The organism is Streptomyces sp. NPDC104202, from assembly GCF_055584185.1.
Window position 1 is genome coordinate 76,027 of the sequence record NZ_JBVJMN010000026.1, and the last position, 21,904, is coordinate 97,930.

The 21,904-nt window shown below is 72.7% G+C and carries 22 protein-coding genes and 1 riboswitch; of the genes, 10 read left to right on the forward strand and 12 right to left on the reverse strand.

The features are described 5' to 3' along the window. Positions 1-52: 52 nt before the first annotated feature. From groL to thrC, 4 genes are all read right to left on the reverse strand, one after another. Positions 53-1,681, reverse strand: coding sequence for a chaperonin GroEL (groL, locus tag ACZ60W_RS18725; protein ID WP_366307986.1), 1,629 nt, complete (start codon positions 1,679-1,681; stop codon positions 53-55). Between the two features lie 384 nt (positions 1,682-2,065). Then, on the reverse strand, positions 2,066-2,269 hold the full coding sequence (locus tag ACZ60W_RS18730; protein ID WP_015035246.1) for a cold-shock protein: 204 nt from the start codon (positions 2,267-2,269) through the stop codon (positions 2,066-2,068). 397 nt (positions 2,270-2,666) lie between these two features. Beyond that, a complete protein-coding gene (locus ACZ60W_RS18735) occupies positions 2,667-2,945 on the reverse strand; it encodes a MoaD/ThiS family protein (protein ID WP_015035244.1) in 279 nt (92 codons plus the stop codon). Positions 2,946-2,959: 14 nt separating this feature from the next. Then, complete coding sequence (gene thrC, locus ACZ60W_RS18740; RefSeq protein WP_469756439.1) at positions 2,960-4,270, reverse strand: threonine synthase; 1,311 nt, start codon at positions 4,268-4,270, stop codon at positions 2,960-2,962. Further along, a riboswitch (SAM riboswitch) is annotated at positions 4,264-4,408 on the reverse strand. It overlaps the preceding gene by 7 nt. 149 nt (positions 4,409-4,557) lie before the next feature. Between thrC and ACZ60W_RS18745 the strand changes: the two genes are divergently transcribed. The 3 genes from ACZ60W_RS18745 (at position 4,558) to ACZ60W_RS18755 (ending at position 7,489) form a co-directional block, all read left to right on the forward strand. Beyond that, entirely contained in the window at positions 4,558-5,526 is a 969-nt protein-coding gene (locus ACZ60W_RS18745) for a glucosyl-3-phosphoglycerate synthase (RefSeq protein ID WP_469756417.1), read from the forward strand. Positions 5,527-5,564: 38 nt separating this feature from the next. Next, positions 5,565-5,978, forward strand: coding sequence for a hypothetical protein (locus tag ACZ60W_RS18750; protein WP_469756418.1), 414 nt, complete (start codon positions 5,565-5,567; stop codon positions 5,976-5,978). A gap of 146 nt (positions 5,979-6,124) precedes the next feature. Continuing rightward, positions 6,125-7,489 (forward strand): alpha,alpha-trehalose-phosphate synthase (UDP-forming), encoded by a 1,365-nt coding sequence (locus tag ACZ60W_RS18755; RefSeq protein ID WP_469756419.1) that lies wholly within the window; start codon positions 6,125-6,127, stop codon positions 7,487-7,489. Here the strand turns inward: ACZ60W_RS18755 and ACZ60W_RS18760 are convergent. Continuing rightward, positions 7,479-7,826 carry a winged helix-turn-helix transcriptional regulator gene (locus ACZ60W_RS18760; protein ID WP_469756420.1) on the reverse strand — a complete coding sequence of 116 codons (348 nt, stop codon included), beginning with the start codon at positions 7,824-7,826 and terminating at the stop codon, positions 7,479-7,481. The two genes, ACZ60W_RS18755 and ACZ60W_RS18760, sit on opposite strands and share 11 nt — an antisense overlap. A 98-nt stretch (positions 7,827-7,924) precedes the next feature. On the opposite strand from ACZ60W_RS18760, the gene ACZ60W_RS18765 reads away from it, so the two are divergent. Further along, complete coding sequence (locus tag ACZ60W_RS18765) at positions 7,925-8,809, forward strand: imine reductase family protein (protein ID WP_469756421.1); 885 nt, start codon at positions 7,925-7,927, stop codon at positions 8,807-8,809. A 59-nt stretch (positions 8,810-8,868) separates the two neighbouring features. On the opposite strand, the gene otsB is transcribed toward ACZ60W_RS18765, so the two are convergent. From otsB to ACZ60W_RS18780, 3 genes are all read right to left on the reverse strand, one after another. Continuing rightward, positions 8,869-9,711, reverse strand: a complete 843-nt coding sequence (otsB, locus tag ACZ60W_RS18770) for a trehalose-phosphatase (protein WP_469756422.1) — start codon at positions 9,709-9,711, stop codon at positions 8,869-8,871. A 78-nt stretch (positions 9,712-9,789) separates the two neighbouring features. Next, positions 9,790-10,041 carry a DUF3263 domain-containing protein gene (locus ACZ60W_RS18775; RefSeq protein WP_469756423.1) on the reverse strand — a complete coding sequence of 84 codons (252 nt, stop codon included), beginning with the start codon at positions 10,039-10,041 and terminating at the stop codon, positions 9,790-9,792. Between the two features lie 56 nt (positions 10,042-10,097). Beyond that, positions 10,098-11,381 carry an extracellular solute-binding protein gene (locus tag ACZ60W_RS18780; protein ID WP_469756424.1) on the reverse strand — a complete coding sequence of 428 codons (1,284 nt, stop codon included), beginning with the start codon at positions 11,379-11,381 and terminating at the stop codon, positions 10,098-10,100. Positions 11,382-11,582: 201 nt separating this feature from the next. Here ACZ60W_RS18780 and ACZ60W_RS18785 point away from each other — a divergent pair, with 201 nt between their 5' ends. The 3 genes from ACZ60W_RS18785 to ACZ60W_RS18795 all read left to right on the forward strand — a co-directional run bounded on the left by ACZ60W_RS18785 (position 11,583) and on the right by ACZ60W_RS18795 (position 14,737). Further along, positions 11,583-12,533 (forward strand): ROK family protein, encoded by a 951-nt coding sequence (locus tag ACZ60W_RS18785; protein WP_469756425.1) that lies wholly within the window; start codon positions 11,583-11,585, stop codon positions 12,531-12,533. Beyond that, the gene (gene nagA / locus ACZ60W_RS18790) at positions 12,533-13,687 is read left to right on the forward strand and encodes an N-acetylglucosamine-6-phosphate deacetylase (RefSeq protein WP_469756426.1); all 1,155 of its coding nucleotides are present in this window, start codon (positions 12,533-12,535) and stop codon (positions 13,685-13,687) included. The genes ACZ60W_RS18785 and nagA overlap by 1 nt, the downstream gene beginning before the upstream one ends. Positions 13,688-13,816: 129 nt before the next feature. Further along, entirely contained in the window at positions 13,817-14,737 is a 921-nt protein-coding gene (locus ACZ60W_RS18795) for a 1-phosphofructokinase family hexose kinase (RefSeq protein ID WP_469756427.1), read from the forward strand. 13 nt (positions 14,738-14,750) lie between these two features. Here ACZ60W_RS18795 and ACZ60W_RS18800 read toward each other — a convergent pair whose 3' ends face one another. Continuing rightward, entirely contained in the window at positions 14,751-15,722 is a 972-nt protein-coding gene (locus ACZ60W_RS18800; protein ID WP_469756428.1) for a CBM35 domain-containing protein, read from the reverse strand. A gap of 73 nt (positions 15,723-15,795) precedes the next feature. Continuing rightward, a complete protein-coding gene (gene cdgB / locus ACZ60W_RS18805) occupies positions 15,796-17,520 on the reverse strand; it encodes a diguanylate cyclase CdgB (protein WP_469756429.1) in 1,725 nt (574 codons plus the stop codon). 316 nt (positions 17,521-17,836) lie between these two features. Between cdgB and ACZ60W_RS18810 the strand changes: the two genes are divergently transcribed. After that, a complete protein-coding gene (locus ACZ60W_RS18810; RefSeq protein ID WP_469756430.1) occupies positions 17,837-18,403 on the forward strand; it encodes a flavin reductase family protein in 567 nt (188 codons plus the stop codon). A gap of 79 nt (positions 18,404-18,482) precedes the next feature. On the opposite strand, the gene arfB is transcribed toward ACZ60W_RS18810, so the two are convergent. Further along, on the reverse strand, positions 18,483-18,920 hold the full coding sequence (arfB, locus tag ACZ60W_RS18815) for an alternative ribosome rescue aminoacyl-tRNA hydrolase ArfB (RefSeq protein WP_469756431.1): 438 nt from the start codon (positions 18,918-18,920) through the stop codon (positions 18,483-18,485). Between the two features lie 139 nt (positions 18,921-19,059). On the opposite strand from arfB, the gene ACZ60W_RS18820 reads away from it, so the two are divergent. Next, positions 19,060-19,635: a TerD family protein gene (locus tag ACZ60W_RS18820; protein ID WP_073911578.1), complete on the forward strand. Its 576-nt coding sequence runs from the start codon at positions 19,060-19,062 to the stop codon at positions 19,633-19,635. A gap of 61 nt (positions 19,636-19,696) precedes the next feature. Beyond that, complete coding sequence (locus ACZ60W_RS18825; protein ID WP_469756432.1) at positions 19,697-20,221, forward strand: GNAT family N-acetyltransferase; 525 nt, start codon at positions 19,697-19,699, stop codon at positions 20,219-20,221. Positions 20,222-20,225: 4 nt separating this feature from the next. Here the strand turns inward: ACZ60W_RS18825 and ACZ60W_RS18830 are convergent, their stop codons facing one another. After that, on the reverse strand, positions 20,226-21,677 hold the full coding sequence (locus ACZ60W_RS18830) for a M1 family metallopeptidase (RefSeq protein WP_469756433.1): 1,452 nt from the start codon (positions 21,675-21,677) through the stop codon (positions 20,226-20,228). Positions 21,678-21,904: the final 227 nt, after the last annotated feature.

The following is a 21,904-nucleotide window of genomic DNA, read 5'->3' on the forward strand; positions in this document are numbered from 1 at the left end:
TGGGGGTGCCGCCCTCGTTCGCGTTCAGCGATGAACCGCCGATCCCGGAGGATCAGAAGTCCATGTCACCGCCCGGCATGCCGCCGCCGGCCGGCGCGGACGCCTTCTCCGGCTTGTCGGCGATGACGGCCTCGGTGGTGAGGAACAGCGCGGCGATCGACGCGGCGTTCTGCAGCGCGGAGCGCGTGACCTTCGCCGGGTCGATGATGCCCTCGGCGATGAGGTCGACGTACTCGTTGGTCGCGGCGTTCAGGCCGTGGCCGACGGGCAGGTTGCGGACCTTCTCCGCGACGACGCCACCCTCCAGGCCGGCGTTGACGGCGATCTGCTTCAGCGGGGCCTCGAGGGCCAGCTTCACGATGTTCGCGCCGGTGGCCTCGTCACCCGTGAGGTCGGCCTCGAGCTTCTCGAAGACGTTCGACGCCTGGAGCAGGGCGACGCCACCGCCGGCGACGATGCCCTCCTCGACGGCCGCCTTCGCGTTGCGAACGGCGTCCTCGATGCGGTGCTTGCGCTCCTTGAGCTCGACCTCGGTCGCGGCACCGGCCTTGATGACCGCGACACCGCCGGCGAGCTTCGCCAGGCGCTCCTGCAGCTTCTCGCGGTCGTAGTCCGAGTCGGAGTTCTCGATCTCGGCGCGGATCTGGTTCACGCGACCGGCGACCTGCTCGCTGTCACCGGCACCGTCGACGATGGTGGTCTCGTCCTTGGTGATGACGACCTTGCGGGCGCGGCCCAGCAGGTCGAGGCCCGCATTCTCCAGCTTGAGGCCGACCTCCTCGGAGATGACCGTGCCGCCGGTGAGGATGGCGATGTCGTTCAGCATGGCCTTGCGACGGTCGCCGAAGCCCGGGGCCTTGACCGCGACGGACTTGAAGGTGCCGCGGATCTTGTTGACGACCAGGGTCGACAGGGCCTCGCCCTCGACGTCCTCGGCGATGATCAGCAGCGGCTTGCCCGACTGCATGACCTTCTCCAGGAGCGGGAGCAGGTCCTTCACGGAGGAGATCTTGGAGTTGACGATCAGGAGGTAGGGGTCGTCGAGCGACGCCTCCATGCGCTCCATGTCGGTGGCGAAGTACGCCGAGATGTAGCCCTTGTCGAAGCGCATGCCCTCGGTGAGCTCAAGCTCCAGACCGAAGGTCTGCGACTCCTCGACGGTGATGACGCCTTCCTTGCCGACCTTGTCCATCGCCTCGGCGATGAGCTCGCCGATCTGGGTGTCGGCGGCGGAGATGGAGGCCGTCGAAGCGATCTGCTCCTTGGTCTCGACATCCTTCGCCTGCTCGAGCAGGGCGCCCGAGACGGCCTCGACGGCCTTCTCGATACCACGCTTGAGGGCCATCGGGTTGGCACCGGCGGCCACGTTGCGCAGACCCTCGCGGACGAGCGCCTGGGCGAGGACGGTGGCGGTGGTCGTACCGTCGCCGGCGACGTCGTCCGTCTTCTTGGCGACTTCCTTGACCAGCTCGGCGCCGATCTTCTCGTACGGGTCCTCGAGCTCGATCTCCTTGGCGATGGAGACACCATCGTTGGTGATCGTGGGGGCGCCCCACTTCTTCTCGAGGACGACGTTGCGGCCCTTGGGGCCGAGGGTGACCTTGACGGCGTCAGCGAGCTGGTTCATGCCGCGCTCGAGACCGCGCCGGGCCTCCTCGTCGAACGCGATGATCTTGGCCATGTGAAGTGGTCCTCCCGGACATGGGGTGGATAACGCTCCAGGACCGCGCCGACGCCCGCGACGGACGGCCTGCGTGCCCGATGGTTCCTTGCCCCACCTGGCCGCGGGCCTCATCTGCCCGATCCTCGTAAGCACTCTCACCTTCCGAGTGCTAACGCCAATGATTAGCACTCGGCATAGGAGAGTGCAAGCCGTTCCGGAGGAACGTCGATGAGGGGCGATGGTCGGGCGGCGGGAGGGGGCAAGCGATTCTCGACGATCGGGACGTGGCGGGAGGGGTGAGCGGGGGCGCGGGGGAAGGAGCGGGAACGCGTGAGGGGTCCGCATCCCCTCAGGGATGCGGACCCCTCGACGGCGTTGCGTCGGTGGCCGATCGCGCCGCGCTCAGACGGCGAGCTTGACCATGTCCGCCTGCGGACCCTTCTGGCCCTGCGAGATCTCGAACTCGACTCGCTGTCCCTCTTCGAGGCTGCGGTAGCCATCCATCTGGATCGCGCTGTAGTGGACGAAAACATCCGCACCACCGTCGACCGCGATGAAGCCGTAGCCCTTCTCCGCGTTGAACCACTTGACGGTGCCCTGAGCCATGCCTAACTCCCCTATTACTGGCCCTTGCGCGGGACCCGCACCTCGCGGAACCCGGGTCAGACCCTGCGCCGGAACGCGTCGACCGCCGCTGAATGTATCTGCCCAACTGCCCTCTGCAACAGGTCATTCGAGCGAGAATTCTGGGCCAGGCGGAAAGGGGAATTGGGGAGAATCCCCTGGATGCCGGGGCAAGTCGGGCCCGGCAAAAGGCGCAGAACGTACACAACGCACCGGGACTTTGGCTGCTTCTTGTCGCGCGGAGACGCCTTTTCATATGCGTCCGGCATGAGCAGCGGAGGGGACTTCCCCAACTCTACCCCGCTCAACCATGCAGAATTGCCCCTTCCGCTTATTGACGCGGAAGGGGCAATTCACGAGGGACGGGACGCGGAACGGCTCAGCAGCCGCCGGCCACCGCGGGGATGATCGAGACGCCGGCACCGGCCGGGGTGGCCGTCTCCAGACCCTGCTCGAAGCGCACGTCGTCGTCGTTCACGTAGACGTTGACGAAGCGGCGCAGCTTGCCCTGGTCGTCCAGGACGCGGGCGGCGATGCCCGTGTGGTTCTTCTCCAGGTCGGCGATGACCTCGGCGAGGGTCGCGCCCTCGGCCTGCACCTCGGACCGACCGCCGGTGTACGTGCGGAGGATGGTGGGGATGCGGACGTTCACGGCCATGTCTTCGTAACCTTTCAGAGGGCCAGGCCGGCGTCGCGGAACGCGTCCAGGCTCGGGCGGATGGTGACGGTCGCCTGAGAGGTGTCGGCCACCGCGTCGAGGGTCTTGAGGCCGTCGCCGGTGTTGAGGACGACGGTGGTGAGCTCCGGGTCGATCAGACCGGCCTCGACGAGCTTCCGGGTGACGCCGACGGTCACGCCGCCCGCGGTCTCGGCGAAGATGCCCTCGGCCTGCGCGAGCAGCTTGATGGCGTCCACGACCTGCTCGTCGTTCACGTCCTCCACGGCGCCGCCGGTGCGGCGGGCGATGTCCAGGACGTAGGGGCCGTCGGCCGGGTTGCCGATGGCCAGCGACTTGGCGATCGTGTTCGGCTTCTGCGGGCGGACGACGTCGTGGCCGGCCTTGAAGGCCGCGGAGACCGGGGAACAGCCCTCGGCCTGGGCGCCGAAGATCTTGTACGGCTTGTCCTCGACGAGGCCCAGCTTGATGAGCTCCTGCAGGCCCTTGTCGATCTTGGTGAGCTGCGATCCGGAGGCGATCGGGATGACGAGCTGGTCGGGGATGACCCAGCCGAGCTGCTCGCAGATCTCGTACGCCAGCGTCTTGGAGCCCTCGCCGTAGTACGGGCGGAGGTTGACGTTCACGAAGCCCCAGCCCTCGCCCAGCGGGTCGCCGATGAGCTCCGAGCAGAAGCGGTTGACGTCGTCGTAGTTGCCCTCGATGGCGACCAGGTCACCGCCGTAGACACCGGCCATGACGACCTTGCCCTGCTCCAGGTCGTGCGGGATGAAGACGCAGGAGCGGAAGCCGGCGCGGGCGGCAGCGGCGCCGACGGCGCCGGCCAGGTTGCCGGTGGAGGAGCAGGAGAGGGTGGTGAAGCCGAAGGCGCGGGCGGCTTCGAGGGCCTGCGCGACGACCCGGTCCTTGAAGGAGTGGGTCGGGTTGCCGGAGTCGTCCTTGACGAAGAGCCTGCCGGGGGCGACACCGATCTCGCGGGCGAGGTTGTCGGCCTGGACGAGCTTGGTCCAGCCGGGGTTCAGGTTCGGCTTCTCGGCGACGTCGGCCGGGACGGGCAGCAGCGGGGCGTAGCGCCAGATGTTGGCCGGACCGGCCTCGATCTGCTTGCGCAGCGCCTCGGGGTCGCCGGTCGGAAGGTCGTACGCGACCTCAAGAGGTCCGAAACAGAGCGAACAGGCGAAGATCGGACCGAGCGGGAAGAGCTCTCCGCATTCGCGACACGAAAGCCCGGAAGCGGGACCGAGGTCGACGGTGGTGGCGGAGGCGACAGTCTGTGCAGCCATGGAGGCGAGGCCCTTTCTCCTCATCTTTCCCATGACGAATTTTTCGCCATGAGACGGATTTGGCACCTTCCCTAGCCGGGGACCTCGCTGGAGGACGAGTAACCGACTGGAGGGTTGCCGGGGCTTCAACGGGCCGTTTCCCTCTGCCCCTCTGGATGAGCGGTATTCGATTGTGAAGCGCGGTGGACTTTCGTTCCCGTGCTCCGACGCGGTCGGCACCCCGACGTGCATCGGGGATCCGCGTTGTTCAAGACTGTAACCGAAGGCCCGGATGCTTGGACCGGCCGTCCGTAACGCGAGATGGAGATCACGTGCTGGAAGAGGTGGAGCGCTGGCTGGACCGGCGGTCCTGGTCAGTGGCCGACCGGCCGCTGGAGCGGATCCTCGCCGCCAAGCGTTCGACGACCGTCAGCGTGGTGCTGCCCGCGCTGAACGAGGAGGCGACGGTCGGGGACATCGTCGCCGTCATCCGCCGCGAGCTGATGTCGGACGCGGCGCCGCTCGTCGACGAGCTGGTGGTGATCGACTCGGGCTCCACGGACCGCACGGCGGAGGTGGCGGCGGCGGCCGGGGCGCGGGTGGTCGCCCGCGACGCGATACTCCCCCGGATACCGGCCGTGCCCGGCAAGGGCGAGGTCCTGTGGCGGTCGCTGATGGCGACGCGCGGGGACGTGGTGTGCTTCGTCGACGCCGACCTGCGGGAGTTCTCCGCGGACTTCGTGACGGGGATCGTGGGCCCGCTGCTCACCGACCCGGACGTCGACTTCGTGAAGGCGATGTACGACCGCCCGTTCGGCGACGCCCCCGACGGGGCGGCGCCCGGCGCGGCCCCGGCCCAGGGCGGCCGGGTGACGGAGCTGGTGGCGCGTCCGCTGCTCAATCTGCACTGGCCGCAGCTGGCCGGCTTCGTGCAGCCGCTGGGCGGCGAGTACGCGGCGCGGCGCTCGCTCCTCGAACGGCTGCCGTTCCCGGTGGGGTACGGGGTCGAGCTGGGGCTGCTGGTCGACGCGCTGCACACGGTGGGCCTGGACGCGCTCGCCCAGGTGGACGTGGGGGTGCGGCGGCACCGGCACCAGGACGGGCAGGCGCTGGGCCGGATGGCGGCGGCGATCTACCGGACCGCGCAGCTGCGGCTGTCGCGGGGCCATCTGGTGCGGCCCCGGCTGACCCAGTTCGAGCGGGGCGAGAAGGGCTTCGAGCCGCGGACCTACGCCGTGGACACCGAGGAGCGGCCCCCGATGGCCGAGATCGCGGAGTACGCGCGCCGCCGCGTGGCGTAACGCCCCCTGATGATCCGTTCTGCATACCTTTGCGCTTCATGGGCTGCAGACACCACCACCCGGGCCGCCTGCCGGCGGTCATCGGCCGCACGGCGGCCGTCGTCCTCACGGCGGGCTCGCTCGCGTTCACGGCGTCCGCACCGGCCGCCGCGGACGGAGCCGGGCCCCCCGGCGAGCGGTACGGCGCGACGCCGCACGCCGCCGTCCGCACGGACCCCGGCCCGGCCTCCCGCACGAACCGGCCGGACGGCCCCGCCGGAGCCGTCCCGGGCGGCCGCGCCGCCACCGTCACCCACGCGGCGCGGAACGGCCACCAGGCCCCCGGCACGCCCCGCGGCGGCTCCTCGGCCGGGGCCGGCGACGAGCGCCTCTGGCTGCTCGGCGCCCTCGCCGTCGCACTCGCGGCGACCGGCCTCGTCGCCAGGGCCGCGCTGCGCGGCCGCCGCGACTGATCCCGCGGCGGGCCCGCCACGCCACCGGCGACAGGGCAGGTGGGACGCCCGGCCGCAGCGCTGACCTGCGACGACGCAGCGTGGCCGGATCCACCCGTCTCGTATACGTACGTTTGAGCGTTTACGGGACGGGCTAGGTTCGCCACATGGCTACTGTGCTCGTGGCATCCAACCGGGGCCCGGTCTCGTACGTACGCGGCGAAGACGGCTCACTCGACGCCCGAAGGGGCGGCGGCGGCCTGGTCTCGGGCCTGAGCGCCGTGTCCTCGGACACGCCCCAGGAGAGCCTGTGGGTCTGCGCCGCCCTCGGCGAGGGCGACCGGGAGGCCGTCCGGCGCGGCATCGGCGAGCCCGGCGTCCGCATGCTGGAGATCCCCCCGGACGTCTACGACGACGCCTACAACGGCATCGCGAACTCCGTGCTGTGGTTCCTCCACCACCACCTCTACGACATCCCCCGCGCCCCCGTCTTCGACGCCGCGTTCCGCCGCCGCTGGGCCTCCTACCGCGCCTACAACCGCGCCTTCGCCGAGGCCCTCGCCGAGGAGGCCGCCGAGGGGGCCGCGGTCCTCGTCCAGGACTACCACCTCGCCCTCGTCCCCGGGCAGCTCCGCGCCCTCCGCCCCGACCTGCGCATCTCCCACTTCACCCACACCCCCTGGGCCTCCCCCGACTACCTGCGCATGCTCCCGGACGACATCCGCGAGGAGCTGATGGCCGGCATGCTCGGCGCCGACGAGCTGGGCTTCCACACCCGGGTCTGGGCGGCCTCGTTCGAGGCGTGCGCGGACGGCGGGACCGGCGCGACCCGGGTCTCCGTCCACCCCCTCGGCGTCGACGCCGACGAGCTCCGGGCCCTCGCCCACCGGCCCGAGGTCGACGAGAAGCTCGCCCGGCTCCGCGCGGAGGTCGGCGACCGGCGGACCATCGTCCGCGTCGACCGCACCGAACTGTCGAAGAACATCCTGCGCGGCCTCCTCGCCTACCGCGAGCTGCTCACGGTCCATCCCGAGTGGCGCGGGCGCGTGGTCCACCTCGCCTCGGCCTACCCCTCGCGCCAGGACCTCGACGTCTACCGCGCCTACACCGCCTCGGTGGGCGAACTGGCCGAGCGGATCAACGCCGAGTTCGGCACCCCCGACTGGCAGCCCGTCCTGGTCTCCGTCCAGGACGACTTCGCCCGCTCCCTGGCCGCGTACCGCCTCGCGGACGTCGCCCTGGTGAACCCCGTCCGCGACGGCATGAACCTCGTCGCCAAGGAGATACCGGTCGTCTCCGAGGCCGGCTGCGCCCTCGTCCTGTCCACCGGCGCCGGCGCCTACGAGGAGCTGAAGGACGACGCCCTCACGGTGAACCCCTTCGACGTCTCCGCGACCGCCGAGGCCCTCCACACCGCCCTGTCGATGCCCGACGCCGACCGCGCCGACCGCACCAAGCGCCTCGCCGCCACGGCCACCGCCCTGCCCCCGCAGCGCTGGTTCCTGGACCAGCTGGAGGCCCTCAGCCGGTAGGGGACCCGGCCCGGTCCCGGCCCCAGGCGGCGAGGGGCTCCAGGGCGTCGTTGAGCCGCAGGCCGGCCGGGGTCAGGGCGTACTCGACGCGGGGCGGGACCTCGGCGTACGAGACGCGTTCCACGACCCCGTCCGCCTCCAGCTCGCGCAGGTGCGAGGCGAGGACCTTCTCGGTGATGCCGGGGACGAGCCGGCGCAGCTCGCCGAAGCGCCGGTGCGGCCGTTCGTGCAGGGCCCACAGGATGAGGACCTTCCACTTGCCGCCGATCACCTCCAGCGCGGCGTCGATCCCGCAGACGTGACCGTCCTCGGCACCGGGCCGGTTCAGCGTCGCCATCTCCCCCACCCCTCTGGCCTGTTCACTCACCTCAGGGTAACCACCCACTCCCAAGTGGGTACTTGAGCAGGCCGGAACGCCGGCGCAGCCTGGTGGGCATGACAGCTCACCCTCCCGGGAAGTCCCCCGTCACCCTCCTCGGCCTCGGCGCGATGGGCACGGCCCTGGCCCGTGCCTGGCTCGCCGCCGGGCACCCCCTGACCGTCTGGAACCGCACCCCGGGCCGGGCCGCCCCGCTGGTCGCCGAGGGGGCGGTGGCGGCCGCCACCGCCGCCGGGGCCGTCGCCGCGGGCGGCCCGGTCGTCCTCTGCCTCCTCGACGACGCCTCCGTCGAGGAGGCCGTCGACGGCGTCGACCTCACCGGCAGGGACCTCGTCAACCTCACGACCACGACCCCCGCCGCGGCCCGGGCCCGTGCCGCCTGGGCCGAGGGGCGCGGGGCCCGCTACCTGGACGGCGGCATCATGGCCGTACCGCCGATGGTGGGGGTGCCGCAGGCCGGGGGGTACGTGTTCTACAGCGGTTCGCGGGAGCTGTTCGAGGAGCACCGGGAGACGCTGGCCGTGCCGGTGGGCACCGCGTACGTCGGCGAGGACGCCGGCTTCGCGGCCCTCCACGACGTGGCCCTGCTGAGCGCCATGTACGGGATGTTCGCGGGCGTCGCCCACGCCTTCGCGCTGGTCCGCAGGGAGGACGTCGACCCCGTCGCGTTCGCTCCGCTGCTCGGGAAGTGGATCTCCGCGATGGCCGGCCCGGCCGTCGCGGAGACCGGCCGGCGCCTGGCGAGCGGCGACCACACCACGGACGTCGTCTCCCGCCTGGCGATGCAGGTGGCGGGCACGCCCACCTTCCTGGACACGGCCGCGGGACAGGGCGTCAGCCCGGAGCTGCTCCGGCCGTACTTCGCGCTGATGCGCCGCCGCCTGGACATGGGCGGCGGCGAGGAGGGCCTGACCGGCCTGGTCGACCTCCTGCTCGACTGAACGACGGGACCGGACGGGGGGCCGGGGGCTTCCCCGCCGGTCCCGCCGCCGTTCCGGGCTCAGCGCTCGCGCACGGCCCGGGCGAGGTCCGTCAGGAAGGTGACCACCCCGGGCGGTCCGTCGACCGAGAGGTCGGCGCGGCCGGAGAGCTCCGGGACCTCGGTGGAGCCGCTGCAGACCAGCAGGCCGGGGGTGCCGTCGGCACGGAGCTTCTCGACGGCGGCGAAGGCGGGCAGGTCGCCGAGGTCGTCCCCGGCGTAGAGCACGGACCCGGCGCCCACCTCGCGGAGGTACGCGGCGAGGGCCACGCCCTTGTCCATGCCCGGAGGCCGCAGCTCCAGGACCATGCGGCCCGGCTCGACGACCAGGCCGTGGTGGGTGGCGAGCTCGCCGAGGGGCCCCTTGAGCGCCTCGAAGGCGCCTTCCGGGTCGAGCGCGCGCCGGGTGTGCACGGCGACCGCCCGGCCCTTCTCCTCGATCCAGACCCCGGGCCAGGCGCCGGCCCGGTCGAGGAAGCCGGGGAGCTCGGCGCGGACGGACGCCACGCCCGGGTGCGGGTCGGCGGCGTGGACGGTCCCGGTGACGGCGTCCCAGCGTTCGGCGCCGTAGTGCCCGAGGACGACGAGGTGCTCCAGGCCCGGGACGCCGGCGAAGCCGCCGTAGCGGACGGCGACCCCGGCGGGCCGGCCCGTCACGACGGCGACGGAGGCGACCTCGGGGGCGAGGGCGGAGAGGGCGGCCACCGCGCCGGGATGGGCGCGGGCCTGTTCGGGGTCGGCGACGATCTCGGCGAGGGTGCCGTCGAAGTCGAGGGCGACGACGGCCTTCTCGGGCCGCGCGAGGAGCGCGGCCAGGCCGTCGCGGCCGGCGGACGTGGTCGGGTGCGGAAGGCTGCTGACCATGCTCCCGACCCTACCGACGTACGGCCGCCGCGTCAGCGGGGCCGCAGGGGCGCGGAGGCGGGGGCGGGGCGGGGCGCCCTAGCGTCGCCGCTGCTTCTCCTCCCGGACCCGGCGGAGCCGGTTGACCGTCACCGGGTCGTGGGCGAGGGCCCGCGGGTCGTCGAGGAGGGCGTTGAGCAGCTGGTAGTAGCGGGTCGGCGAGAGGCCGAGCCGCTCGCGGACGGCCCGCTCCTTGGCGCCGGGGCCGGGCCAGGAGCGGCGCTCGACGGCGAGGAGTGCCTGTTCGCGCGCGGCGAGGCCGTCCTCGTCTCGTTCCTCACTCGCGGTCATACGACCAACCTATTACCCGGCGGCCCACGCGGCTCACGCCGTGGGCCGCCGGGGCGTCACTCGGCGGCCTCGGCCGCCGTCGCCACCCGGCCTATCGCGCCGAGGACGGCGGCCGGCTTCCCGTCCGGGGAGACCGCCTTGCCGATGTTCTGCTTGACGTTCTCGCTGACCTTGGCCCAGGAGGTCTTGCCGACCGGCGGCAGCTGGGCGTTGGGCAGACCCTTGAGGAACTCGCGCAGGTTGGCGTACTCGGGGTCGGTCTCCATGCGGGCGGAGGCGCTGACGGTGACCGGCAGGAGGTCGTTGTCCCCGGCGAACTTCAGGACGTTCTCGTCGCTGAAGGCGAAGTTGAGGAAGTCGCCGATCTCCTTGCGGTGGCCGTTCTGCTTGAAGCCCATGATCCAGTCGGCGACGCCCATGGAGCTCTTGGGCGTGCCGTCGATGCCGGGCAGCGGGACCTGGCCGACCTTGACGCCCTTCTTGGCGGCCTCCTTCACGAGGGAGGGGTGGCCGTTGAGCATGCCGACCTCGCCGCGCGCGAAGGCGGCGAAGGCGGCCTTGCGGTTGAGCTTGCCGGGGGCGACGGGGCCCGTGAGGCCCTTGCCGACCAGGTTCGTCCGCAGCCACTCGAAGGTGCGGACGTTGGCGTCGGAGTCGACGGCGTAGTGGTCGGTGGCGTCGGTCCAGCCGCCGCCGCCGCTGAGCAGCCACATCAGCGTCTCGGCCTGGGCCTCCTCGGGACCGAGGGGCAGCGCGAAGGGGGTGCGGACACCGTTGTCCTTCAGCTTCTCGGCGGCCGCGGCGAGCTCGTCCCAGGTCTTGGGGGCCTTCAGCCCGGCCTCGGCGAAGAGGTCCTCGTTGTAGAAGAGGGGCCGGGTGGAGGCGACGAAGGGCAGGCCGTACTGGGTCCGCTTGGACTCGCCGGCGGCGACCAGCGGCGCGAGGAAGTTGGCCTGGACGGGGATCGAGAGGATCTCGTCGGCCGCGTAGAGCTTGTCGGCGGCCGCGTAGTCGGCGTAGGCGCCGATCTGCGCGATGTCGGGGGCATCGCCGGCGGCGACCATCTCGGCGACCTTGCGGTCGACGTCGTCCCAGGACTCGATCTGGATCTCGACCGTGACGCCCGGGTGCTCGGCCTCGAAGGCGGCGACGAGGTCGGTCCAGTACTTCTTGGTGGAGTCGCCGCCGGTCAGGTCGTACTCGGCGGCGACCAGCCGGAGGGTCACATCGCCGGAGTCGCCCCCCAGGGAGCCGCACCCGGCGACCGTGGAGGTCAGCCCGAGGGCGGCGGCGGCCGCGGTCAGTCCAAGGAATCGTCGCCGCTCCACGGCTTCATCCACCTTTTGCTCGTCGTTGAGCTGCGCTGAGCTGCGTGTTTGCTCGTCGCAGGGCCGCAAGTCTCTCGTGCGTCCGGGCATGAGGTCTACACCACTTGGGTATCACTTCCGCAACGCAGTCCGGACCTCGAATTTGTATCCGTACGCAACAATCCTCGGCAGTGGACTAGACCTTTTGGGTCCCCGCGCGCCAAACTGTCCTCCGTGAGACACGTCATCGCCCTCGATGTGGGCGGCACCGGCATGAAGGCCGCCCTGGTCGGGGCAGACGGCACCCTCCTCCACGAGGCCCGCCGCGCCACCGGCCGCAGGCGCGGCCCCGAGGCCGTCGTGGAGACCATCCTCGGCTTCGCCGAGGACCTCCGTACCCTCGGACAGGAGCGGTACGGCGAACCCGCCGCCGCGGCCGGAGTCGCCGTCCCCGGAATCGTCGACGCCGAGAACGGCATCGCGGTCTACGCCGCCAACCTCGGCTGGCGCGACGTTCCCATGCGCGAACTCCTCAGCCGCCGGCTCGACGGCATCCCCGTCGCCCTCGGCCACGACGTGCGCACCGGCGGCCTCGCCGAAGGCCGCATCGGCGCCGGCAACGGCGCCGACCGCTTCCTCTTCGTCCCCCTCGGCACCGGCATCGCCGGCGCCATCGGCATCGGCGACCGCATCGAGGCCGGCGCCCACGGCTACGCCGGCGAGATCGGCCACATCGTCGTCCGCCCCGGCGGCACCGACTGCGGCTGCGGCCAGCGCGGCTGCCTGGAGCGGTACGCCTCCGCCTCCGCCGTCTCCCAGGCATGGGCCGCCGCCAGCGGCGACCCGGACGCCGACGCCGCCGACTGCGCCAAGGCCGTCGAATCCGGCGACGCCGCCGCCACGCGGGTCTGGCAGGACGCCGTCGACGCCCTCGCCGACGGCCTCGTCACCGCCCTCACCCTGCTGGACCCCCGCACGCTCATCATCGGTGGCGGGCTGGCCGAGGCCGGGGAAACCTTGTTCACACCACTCCGGGCCGCGGTGGAGGAGCGAGTCACGTTCCAGAAGCTGCCCGCCATCGTCCCGGCGGCCCTCGGGGACACCGCCGGATGCCTGGGCGCGGGCCTCCTCGCCTGGGACCTGCTCGCCGACCAGCCCCCCACCGACTCGGAGGATTCCGCCTGATGGCCGATCACAAGGTTCTCGCCGGCGCACACGTCGTGCTGCCCACCGGGATCGTCGAGAACGGACGCGTGATCGTCGAAGGCGGCCGCATCACCGGCTCCGCCCCCGAGGGAGCCCCCCGCGTCGACCTGGCCGGCCACTGGCTCGTCCCCGGCTTCGTCGACATGCACAACCACGGCGGCGGCGGCGCCTCCTTCACCTCCGGCACCGCCGACGAGGTCCTCCAGGGCGTCCACACCCACCGCCTGCACGGCACGACCACCGTCGTCGCCTCCTTCGTCACCGGCGAGATGGACTTCCTCGCCCGGCGCGCCGGCCTGCTCTCCGAGCTCGCCGAACAGGGCGAGATCGCCGGCCTCCACTTCGAGGGCCCCTTCATCTCCCCCTGCCGCAAGGGCGCCCACGACGAGACGCTGCTCCGCGACCCCGACCCGGCCGAGGTCCGCAAGCTGATCGACGCCGGCCGCGGCCAGGCCCGGATGGTCACCCTCGCCACCGAGCTGCCCGGCGGCCTGGACTCCGTGCGCCTCCTCGCCGAGCACGGCGTGATCGCCGCCATCGGCCACACCGACGCCACGTACGAGCAGACCGTCGCGGCCATCGACGCCGGCGCCACCGTCGCCACCCACCTCTTCAACGCGATGCCCGCCCTCGGCCACCGCGCCCCCGGCCCGATCGCCGCCCTCCTGGAGGACGAGCGGATCACCGTCGAGCTCATCAACGACGGCACCCACCTCCACCCGGCCGCCCTGGAGCTCGCCTTCCACCACGCCGGCCCCGAGCGCGTCGCCTTCATCACCGACGCCATGGACGCCGCCGGCTTCGGCGACGGCCGCTACATGCTCGGCCCGCTGGAGGTCGAGGTGAAGGACAGCGTCGCCCGCCTCGTCGAGGGCGGCTCCATCGCCGGCTCCACCCTCACCCTCGACCGCGCCTTCAAGCGCGCCGTCACCGTCGACGGCCTCCCCGTCGAGTCCGTCGTCCAGGCCCTCTCCGCCAACCCCGCCCGCCTCCTCGGTGCCTACGACCGCGTCGGCTCCCTGGAGCCCGGCAAGGACGCCGACATCGTCGTCCTCGACGCCGACTTCGAGCTCAAGGGCGTCATGCGCAGGGGCGAGTGGATCGTCGACCCCACGGCGGCCGCAGCGGTCTGATCAGGAGTCATGCGCGAGGCGGTCGGCCGGGGGTCTGGGCCGATCGCCTTTCGTTTGGCATGATCGGTGCCCGTCGGAACACGTGTTCCGCAGGACTTCACACGGAGTACGGAGTACGGGGGTGGACAGGTGATCCTCACAGTCACCCTCAACACGGCGCTGGACCTGACCTATCGGGTCCCCGCCCTCACCCCGCACGCCACCCACCGCGTCACCCAGGTCATCGAACGCCCCGGCGGCAAGGGCCTCAACGTCGCCCGCGTGCTCGCCGCCCTCGGTCACGAGACCGTCGCCACCGGCTTCGCGGGCGGCGCCACCGGAGCGACGCTCCGGACCCAGCTCGCCGCCACCCCCGTACGGGACGCGCTCGTCGAGACCGCCGGATCCAGCCGCCGCACCGTCGCCGTCGTCGACGCCGCCACCGGCGACACCACCCAGCTCAACGAACCCGGCCCGGCCGTCACCGCCGCCGAGTGGACCGCCTTCCGCACCCGCTTCGCCGAACTCCTCGACGGCGCCCGGGCGGTCGCCCTCTGCGGCAGCCTCCCGCCGGGCGTCCACGTGGGCGCGTACGCCGAACTCGTCCGGCTCGCCCGCGCCGCCGCCGTGCCCGTCCTCCTCGACACCAGCGGCGAACCCCTGCGGCGCGGCATCGCCGCCCGTCCCGACCTCGTCAAGCCCAACGCCGACGAACTCGCCCGGCTCACCGGCTCCCGCGAACCCCACCGCGCCACCCGCGACGCCCGGCGCCGCGGCGCCCGCGCCGTGATCTCCTCGCTCGGCCCCGAGGGCCTGCTCGCCGTCACCCCCGAGGGGGTCTGGCGCGCCGTGCCGCCCACGGCCGTGCGCGGCAACCCCACCGGCGCCGGCGACTCCGCCGTCGCGGGCCTGCTCTCCGGCCTCGTCGACGGCACCCCCTGGCCCGAACGCCTCACCCGCGCCGTCGCCCTCTCGGCGGCGACGGTCCTCTCCCCGGTGGCCGGCGAGTACGACGCCGCGGCCTACGAGGAGCTGCTGACGCGGGTGAAGGTGACGGAGGAGGACCTCTGAGGGACCGGGTCCGCTACTGACCGAGTTCCGGAGTGACTTCCAGCCAGTCCAGCAGGACGTTGCACTGGTTGCCCTGCTCGCACGAGATGCGGATCTCGTTCTCGCCCTTCTTGAGGGTGACCGGCGCCCAGGTGGTCTGCCAGTTCTTCTCGAGGTTCGGGTCCGTGGAGTGGACGAAGTTCTTCAGGCCGAGCGGGGAGGAGTTCGCCTTGCCGTTGACCGTCAGGGTGGCGTTGGCGTCGACGGCCGGGATGGCGTAGCGCACGGTCAGGCGGTACTTGCCGTCCGACGGCATGTGCGCCTTCCAGGTGACCGAGGACCCGATCGCGTTGAACCCCGACACGTACACGCCGCCGGCGCCCTCGGCCCCCTTCACGGTGGTCTCCGTGAGGGCCGAGCCGCCGAGCTTCAGCGTCGCCGCGTCCTGCTTCGGCAGTTCCTCCGGGGTCTTGTCCGGGCTGGGGTCGCCGCTGGGCTGTTCGGAGGGCTGGGAGGAGGGGGCGGTGGAGGGGGTGCCGCCGGACCGGTCGGACGTGTCGTCGCCGGAGTTGCTGATCACGGCGGCGGCGATGCCGACGACGACGACCGCGACGACCGCGACGGCACCGATGAGGAGGCCCCGGGTGTTGGGGCCGCGGCCGGAGCCGCCGCGCTGGGGCGGGGCCGGGGAGTGGCGGGTGGGCTGGCCGCCGTACGTCTCGGGCGCGGCGTACTGCGCCTGCGGCTGGCCGTAGGGGCCCTGCTGCTGCGGGGGGACGTAGGGCTGGTGGTGCCCCTGGGGCTGACCGCCGTACTGGCGCTCGCCGACCGTCCTGACCTGGTTGTACGAGGTGCGGGGCACGCCCGGCTGCGCCGCGGCGGGGCCGGGGTAGCCGTAGCCGCCGCCCTGTGGGGGCTGCGCGCCCGCCGCCTGCCCGTCCGCGTACAGGTAGCCGAACGGATCGTCTTCCTCGGGCTTGCTCGCGCCGTCGTTACCGGCAGCCATCCGGGTCATCCTCTCCATGCTCGCCAGCCGTCGCCGACCGGCCGAGCCTACCCCGAACGGACGAGCGCGCGACTCAGCCGGCCCGGCGGTGCACCTTGGCGCGGGACCGCTTCTCGACGTACATCCGCTGGTCGGCGGAGTTCAGGACCTCTTCGACGGTCATCCCGCATTCGGCCCAGCCGATGCCGAAACTGGCGCCGACCCGGACCGCCCGGCCGTCGACCCGGATGGGCGGGATGATCGCGTTGCGCAGGCGCACGGCCAGGTCGGCGGCGTCGGCGGCGCCGAGGCCGTCGGCGAGGACGACGAACTCGTCCCCGCCGAGCCGCGCCACCGTGTCGCCGTCCCGCACGCCGGTGGTGAGCCGGCGGGCGACCTCGATGAGGACGGCGTCGCCGGTGTGGTGCCCGAAGCGGTCGTTGATCGACTTGAAGCCGTCGAGGTCGCAGAAGAGGACCGCGAGCCCCTTGGTGCCGTCGTCGACCTCGCCGCCCGAGGGGGCGACCGCGTGCACGTGGTGGTCGTAGGGCCCGGCGCCGCCGGCCGGCTCGAAACCGAAGCCGTGCTCGTGTTCGTGCTCGTAGGTCTGCGGATCGGGCCCGGGGTCGTACGCCGGGTCGTAGGAGGTGTCGTACGAGGAGCCGTGGCTGGCCCCGTACCCGCCGTCCCGGGCGGAGTCGTACGCGCCGTACGCCGCCTCGTCCCCCGGCGCGGACGGGCGCTCGCAGATGCGGGCGGAGAGGCGGGAGCGCAGTTCGGCGCTGTTGGGGAGTCCGGTGAGGGCGTCGTGCGAGGCCCGGTGGGCGAGCTGGAGCTCGTGCCGCTTGCGCTCCTCGATGTCCTCGACGTGGGTGAGGAGGAAGCGCGGCCCGTCGGCCGTGTCGGCGACGACCGAGTTGCGCAGGGAGACCCAGACGTAGGTGCCGTCGCGCCGGCCGAGCCGCAGCTCGGCCCGGCCGCCCTCGGCGGAGGTCCGGAGCAGGGTGCCTATGTCCTCGGGGTGGACGAGGTCGGCGAAGGAGTAGCGCCGCATCACCGAGGCGGGCCGGCCGAGGAGCCGGCACAGGGCGTCGTTGGTCCGCAGCAGCCGGCCGTGCTGGTCGCCGCCCATCTCGGCGATCGCCATGCCGGACGGGGCGTACTCGAAGGCCTGCCGGAAGGATTCCTCGCTGGCGCGCAGGGCCTGCTGCTCCCGCTCCAGGCGGACGAGGGCGCGCTGCATGTTCGAGCGGAGCCGGGCGTTGCTGATGGCGATGGCGGACTGGGAGGCGTACATCTGGAGCGCCTCCTGGCCCCAGGGTCCCGGGTGCCGTCCGTTGCGCGGGCGGTCGACGGATATGACGCCGAGGAGTTCGCGGCCGGATCCGGAGGCGTACATCGGGGCGTACAGCCGGTCGTGCGGGTGCCACTCGTCCTCGAAGCGGGGCGCCGGGCCGTCGGTGTGCCACTGGGGGACGTCGTCCTCCATCAGCACCCAGCCCTCGGTGTGCGGTATGAACCGCAGGTCGCCCCAGGCGGAGCCCATGGACAGACGCCGTTCCCAGGAGGCGCGGGAGCCGACCCGGCCGGTGATCAGGGCCTCGGCGGCGGAGCTTCCGGCGAAGGCGGCGACGACGAGGTCACCGTCGGGGCGTACGAGGTTGACGCAGGCCAGCTCGTAGTTGAGGCCCGCGACCACACCGTCGGCGACGGTCTGCAGGGTGTCCGCCAGACTGCGCGCAGTGTTGAGGTCCGCCACGACCTGATGCAGCTGCCGCAGGGTCGAGAGACGGACGTACGGCTCCGACTCGGTCTCCATCGCTCGCTCTCCCCGAGACCTCGACAGCAACTCCAGGGTTCTCATCGGCTACGTGTTGCACTGTCACTGCCACTGAATCACAGCGAGCTGCGCACCCGGTACACAGGGTCAGCAAATACTGCCCTCTGTGACTCAAGTCACAGCAGGTCATTGCGGGTCGTGCCTTTCCTCCTGAGGCCGCGCGCCATAGGGCGACGCGGCCCGCCGGGCGCGGCCAGGGGGCGATTTCCGGACAGGGACTAGGACCGGCGGGGGGTGCCGGACTGGTCCCCGGGCCCGATGCGGCGGACCGGGGCACCGGCCTAGCGTGGCCGGTGTGCTGCAGAAGACCCCCGCCCCGCCCCCCGTCACCGACCTGGCCGTCCCTCATGCTGAGGGGGTGAGCAACGACGAGTTCCGGGCGGCCATGTCCCGCCTCGCGGCAGGCGTGGTCCTGGTGACCGCGCACGACCCCGACGACGGTCCGCGCGGCGAGGACGTCGGCATGACGGCCACCGCCTTCATGTCGGTCTCCCTCGACCCGCCCCTGGTCCTGGTCAGCCTCCGCAACGGCTCCCGCATGGACGACCTGCTCACCGACGTGCCCGTCTGGGCCGTGTCGATGCTCGCCGAGGACCAGCGGCACGTCGCCGGCCGCTTCGCCATGAAGAACCGGGTCAGCGACCGGCTGCTCTTCGCCGACCTGCCGTACACCCGCGGCGAGGAGAGCGGCGCCCCGCTGATGGGCGACGCGCTGGCCACCCTGGAGTGCCGCACCGAGAGCCGGGTCGTCGCCGGCGACCACACGCTGGTCGTGGGCCGCGTCCTGACGGCCGCCCTCTCCCCGGCCACCGCCCGCGGCCCGCTCACGTACTTCCAGGGGAAGTACCGCCACCTGTCCTGACCCCGGTGCCCGGGGCGCCGGGGTGGACTCCTCCCTTCGACCCGGTCCAGCAGGACCAGGAGCCGAGCGCGGACCCCGGTCAGCCCCAGTCGCGGGACCGGCGGGTCCGCTTGGTCTCGGAGCGCTGCTTCTTCTCGCGCAGCCGCCGCTCGTTGATCCCGCGGGGGATCTTCGTCGGCCGGCGGGGCTTCGGCGGCGGGGCCGTCGCCTCCGCGAGGAGGGCGGCGAGCCGGACGGCGGCCGTCTCGCGGTTGCGCCACTGGGAGCGGTGCTCCGAGGCGCGGACCGTCACGACGCCGCCCACCAGCCGGGAGGCGAGCCGCTCCAGCGCCCGCGCCTTCCACACCTCGGGGAGCGAGGTGGTGGCCGCGAGGTCGAAACGGAGCTCCACCTGCGAGTCACTGGTGTTGACGTGCTGCCCGCCCGGCCCCGACGAGCGCGAGAAACGCCACTGGAGCTCGGCCTCGGGGAGCGAGACGGAGCCGCGGATGGGATAGGGACCGGACATGCCCCCCATGTTCCCCGGAAGGGGCCGGGGGAGTCATCCTGTTTTCACCGCGAACCCCACGGGGAACCCCGGGGAGGAACGGTCGGGAACCGCCGGAGCCGCGCACGCGTTTCTCCAGGCGACGACATCACGATGAAAGGGACTTTCCATGGCTGTGAGCCTGTCCAAGGGCGGCAACGTCTCCCTGACCAAGGAGGCCCCCGGCCTCGCCGCCGTCACCGTGGGCCTCGGCTGGGACGTCCGCACCACCACCGGCACCGACTTCGACCTCGACGCCTCGGCGATCGGCGTGGACGCCGCCGGCAAGGTCGCGTCCGACGCGCACTTCGTCTTCTTCAACAACAAGTCGACGCCGGACCAGACCATCGTCCACACCGGTGACAACCGCACCGGCGAGGGCGGCGGCGACGACGAGCAGATCAACGTCAACCTGGCGGCCCTCCCGCCGAACGTCGACAAGATCGTCTTCCCCGTCTCGATCTACGACGCGGTGAGCCGCTCGCAGAACTTCGGCCAGGTGCGCAACGCGTACATCCGCATCGTCAACCAGGCCGGCGGCGCCGAGCTCGCCCGCTACGACCTCTCCGAGGACGCGGCCGTCGAGACCGCCATGGTCTTCGGCGAGCTCTACCGCAACGGCGCCGAGTGGAAGTTCCGCGCCGTCGGCCAGGGCTACGCCTCCGGCCTGGAGGGCATCGCCCGCGACTTCGGCGTCAACCTCTGATCCGTCGCACCTCGGTGGAGCCCCGGCCGGAACGTCCCGGCCGGGGCTCTACCCTGTGCGCGTGATCGTCGAAGCCCTCGCCCCCAAGGCCCTGGAGGACGGCGCCGCCCTCCCCGGGGCGCTGCTGACCGAACTCACCGCGCTGTACGCGTCGAACGCCGGGTTCCAGCAGCTCACCGGCGACTTCCCGGACCCGTCCGACATCCGGCCCGAGCAGGTCGCCGCCGCGCTCGCCGACGAGCTCGCCCAGCCCACCGCCCAGGTGCTGCTCGCCCGCTCCGGGGGCCGGCTCGTGGCCGTCGCCGTGACGCTCGGCCGCCACCCCGACCCGGCGGACCCGGACCCGTGGCTCGGCCTCCTCATGGTCCACGCCGAGGAGCGGCGCGCCGGCCACGGCCGCCGCCTCGCCGCCCACGTCGAGGAGCGCTTCCGCGCCGAGGGCCGCACGGGACTGCGGCTCGCCGTGCTGGAGAACAACCCGGACGCCCTGGCCTTCTGGACCGCCCTCGGTTACGAGGAGACCGCCCGGCGCCCTGACCTCGCCCACGGCCGGCCCTGCGTCGTGCTGCGCAAGCCCCTCGGCTGACCCCCTACGGACGCGCCGGCTTCCCGTCGCCGTACAGCCAGACGTCCCACAGCGCGTCGAGGTCCTTGCCCGACACGCTCTCCGCGTAGGCCGTGAAGTCGCCGGTGGTGGCGTTGGCGTGCCGGTACTTCGCGGGCCAGCCGCGCAGGATCTCGTCGAAGACCCGGTCGCCGACGGTCTCGCGGAGCTTGTGCAGGACCATCGCCCCGCGCTGGTAGACGGGCGGGTCGAAGAGGTTCTCGGCGGACGGCGGGGCGGCGGGCGGGAAGGCCCAGTTGGCGTCCTGGGCGAAGGCCGTCTCGAAGCGGGTGCGCGCGGGGACGTCCTCGTACTCCTCGGCATACAGCCACTCGGCGTACGTCGCGAAGCCCTCGTTCAGCCACAGGTCCCGCCAGCCGGCGGGGGTGACCGAGTCGCCGAACCACTGATGGGCCAGCTCGTGGACGAGGGTCTCCCGGTCGAAGGAGGCGGCGGGGAAGACCGGCCGGGTCTGGGTCTCCAGGGCGTAGCCGAGGGTCCCGTCCGTCATGACGATCGCGCCGGCGGCGGAGAAGGGATAGGGGCCGAAACGTTCCGCCTGGCGGCCGAGGATCGTCGGGATCTCGCTCCGCAGCGGGGCGCTGGCCTCCGCGACCGGCCGCTCGGCGGCGGTCAGGACGGGCACGGCACCGGCGTCGGACCCCGCCCCGGAGCCGTCGCCCCCGTCCGCGTCCGGGCCGGGCGCGGACGCCGTCGACGTCTCGTACCGGCCGATCGCCACCGTCGCGAGATAGCTCGCCATCGGCTCGGCCGTGTGCCAGACGGTGGTGACGCGGCCGTCCGCCCCCGTCCGCCGCTCGGTCATGACCCCGTTGGAGAAGGCGTCGAGACCGGCCGGGACGGTCAGCGTGATGTCGTACGCGGCCTTGTCGGAGGGATGGTGGTTGCCGGGGAACCAGCTCATCGAGCCCTGCGGCTCGCCGACGGCGACCGCCCCGCCTGCCGTGCGCATCCAGCCCTCCTCGGAGCCGTCCGCGTCCGTGATCGGCTCGGGCACCCCCGCGTACCGGACGGTGGCCCGGAACTCCGCACCCTCCGGGATCTCCTCGCGCGGCCGGAGCGTCAGCTCGTTCCCGGCCCGGTGGTGGGCCGCGGGCGCGCCGTCGACGGTCGCCGCGCTCACCGCGAGGCCGGCGAGGTCGAGGTTGAAGGCGCTGAGGTCCTGGGTGGCACGGGCGGTGATCTCGGCCGTGCCGTCGAGCCGCCCGGTCCGGGGGTCGTACGCCAGGGACAGCGCGTAGTGCCCCACGTCGTACCCGCCGTTGCCGAGCTTCGGGAAGTACGGGTCGCGCAGCCCCGCGGACCCGGGGGTCCCCCGGACGCCGCCCGAGGCCTCCGTACAGCCGCCCGCGAGCAGCGCGAGGGCGACGAGGGCGGCGGCTGCCGCCGCTCCGGTCCGGTTGCCGTGGATGATCACACACCGATCCTATGCAACCCGCCCGAACGGGGCGCATGCACAGAAGGCCGTACGGAAGAGGCGGCGGCGCCCGGCGGGGGATCCGGGCGCCGCCGCCGGCCGTGGGGCCGTCGGAGCCGGGGGGGGGGGGGGGGGGAAGGGGGGGAGGGGGGGGGCAGGGGGGGGGGGGGAGAGGAAGAGGGGAAAGGAAACATCCCAAATCCCCCCCCCAAACCCCCCCCCCCGTG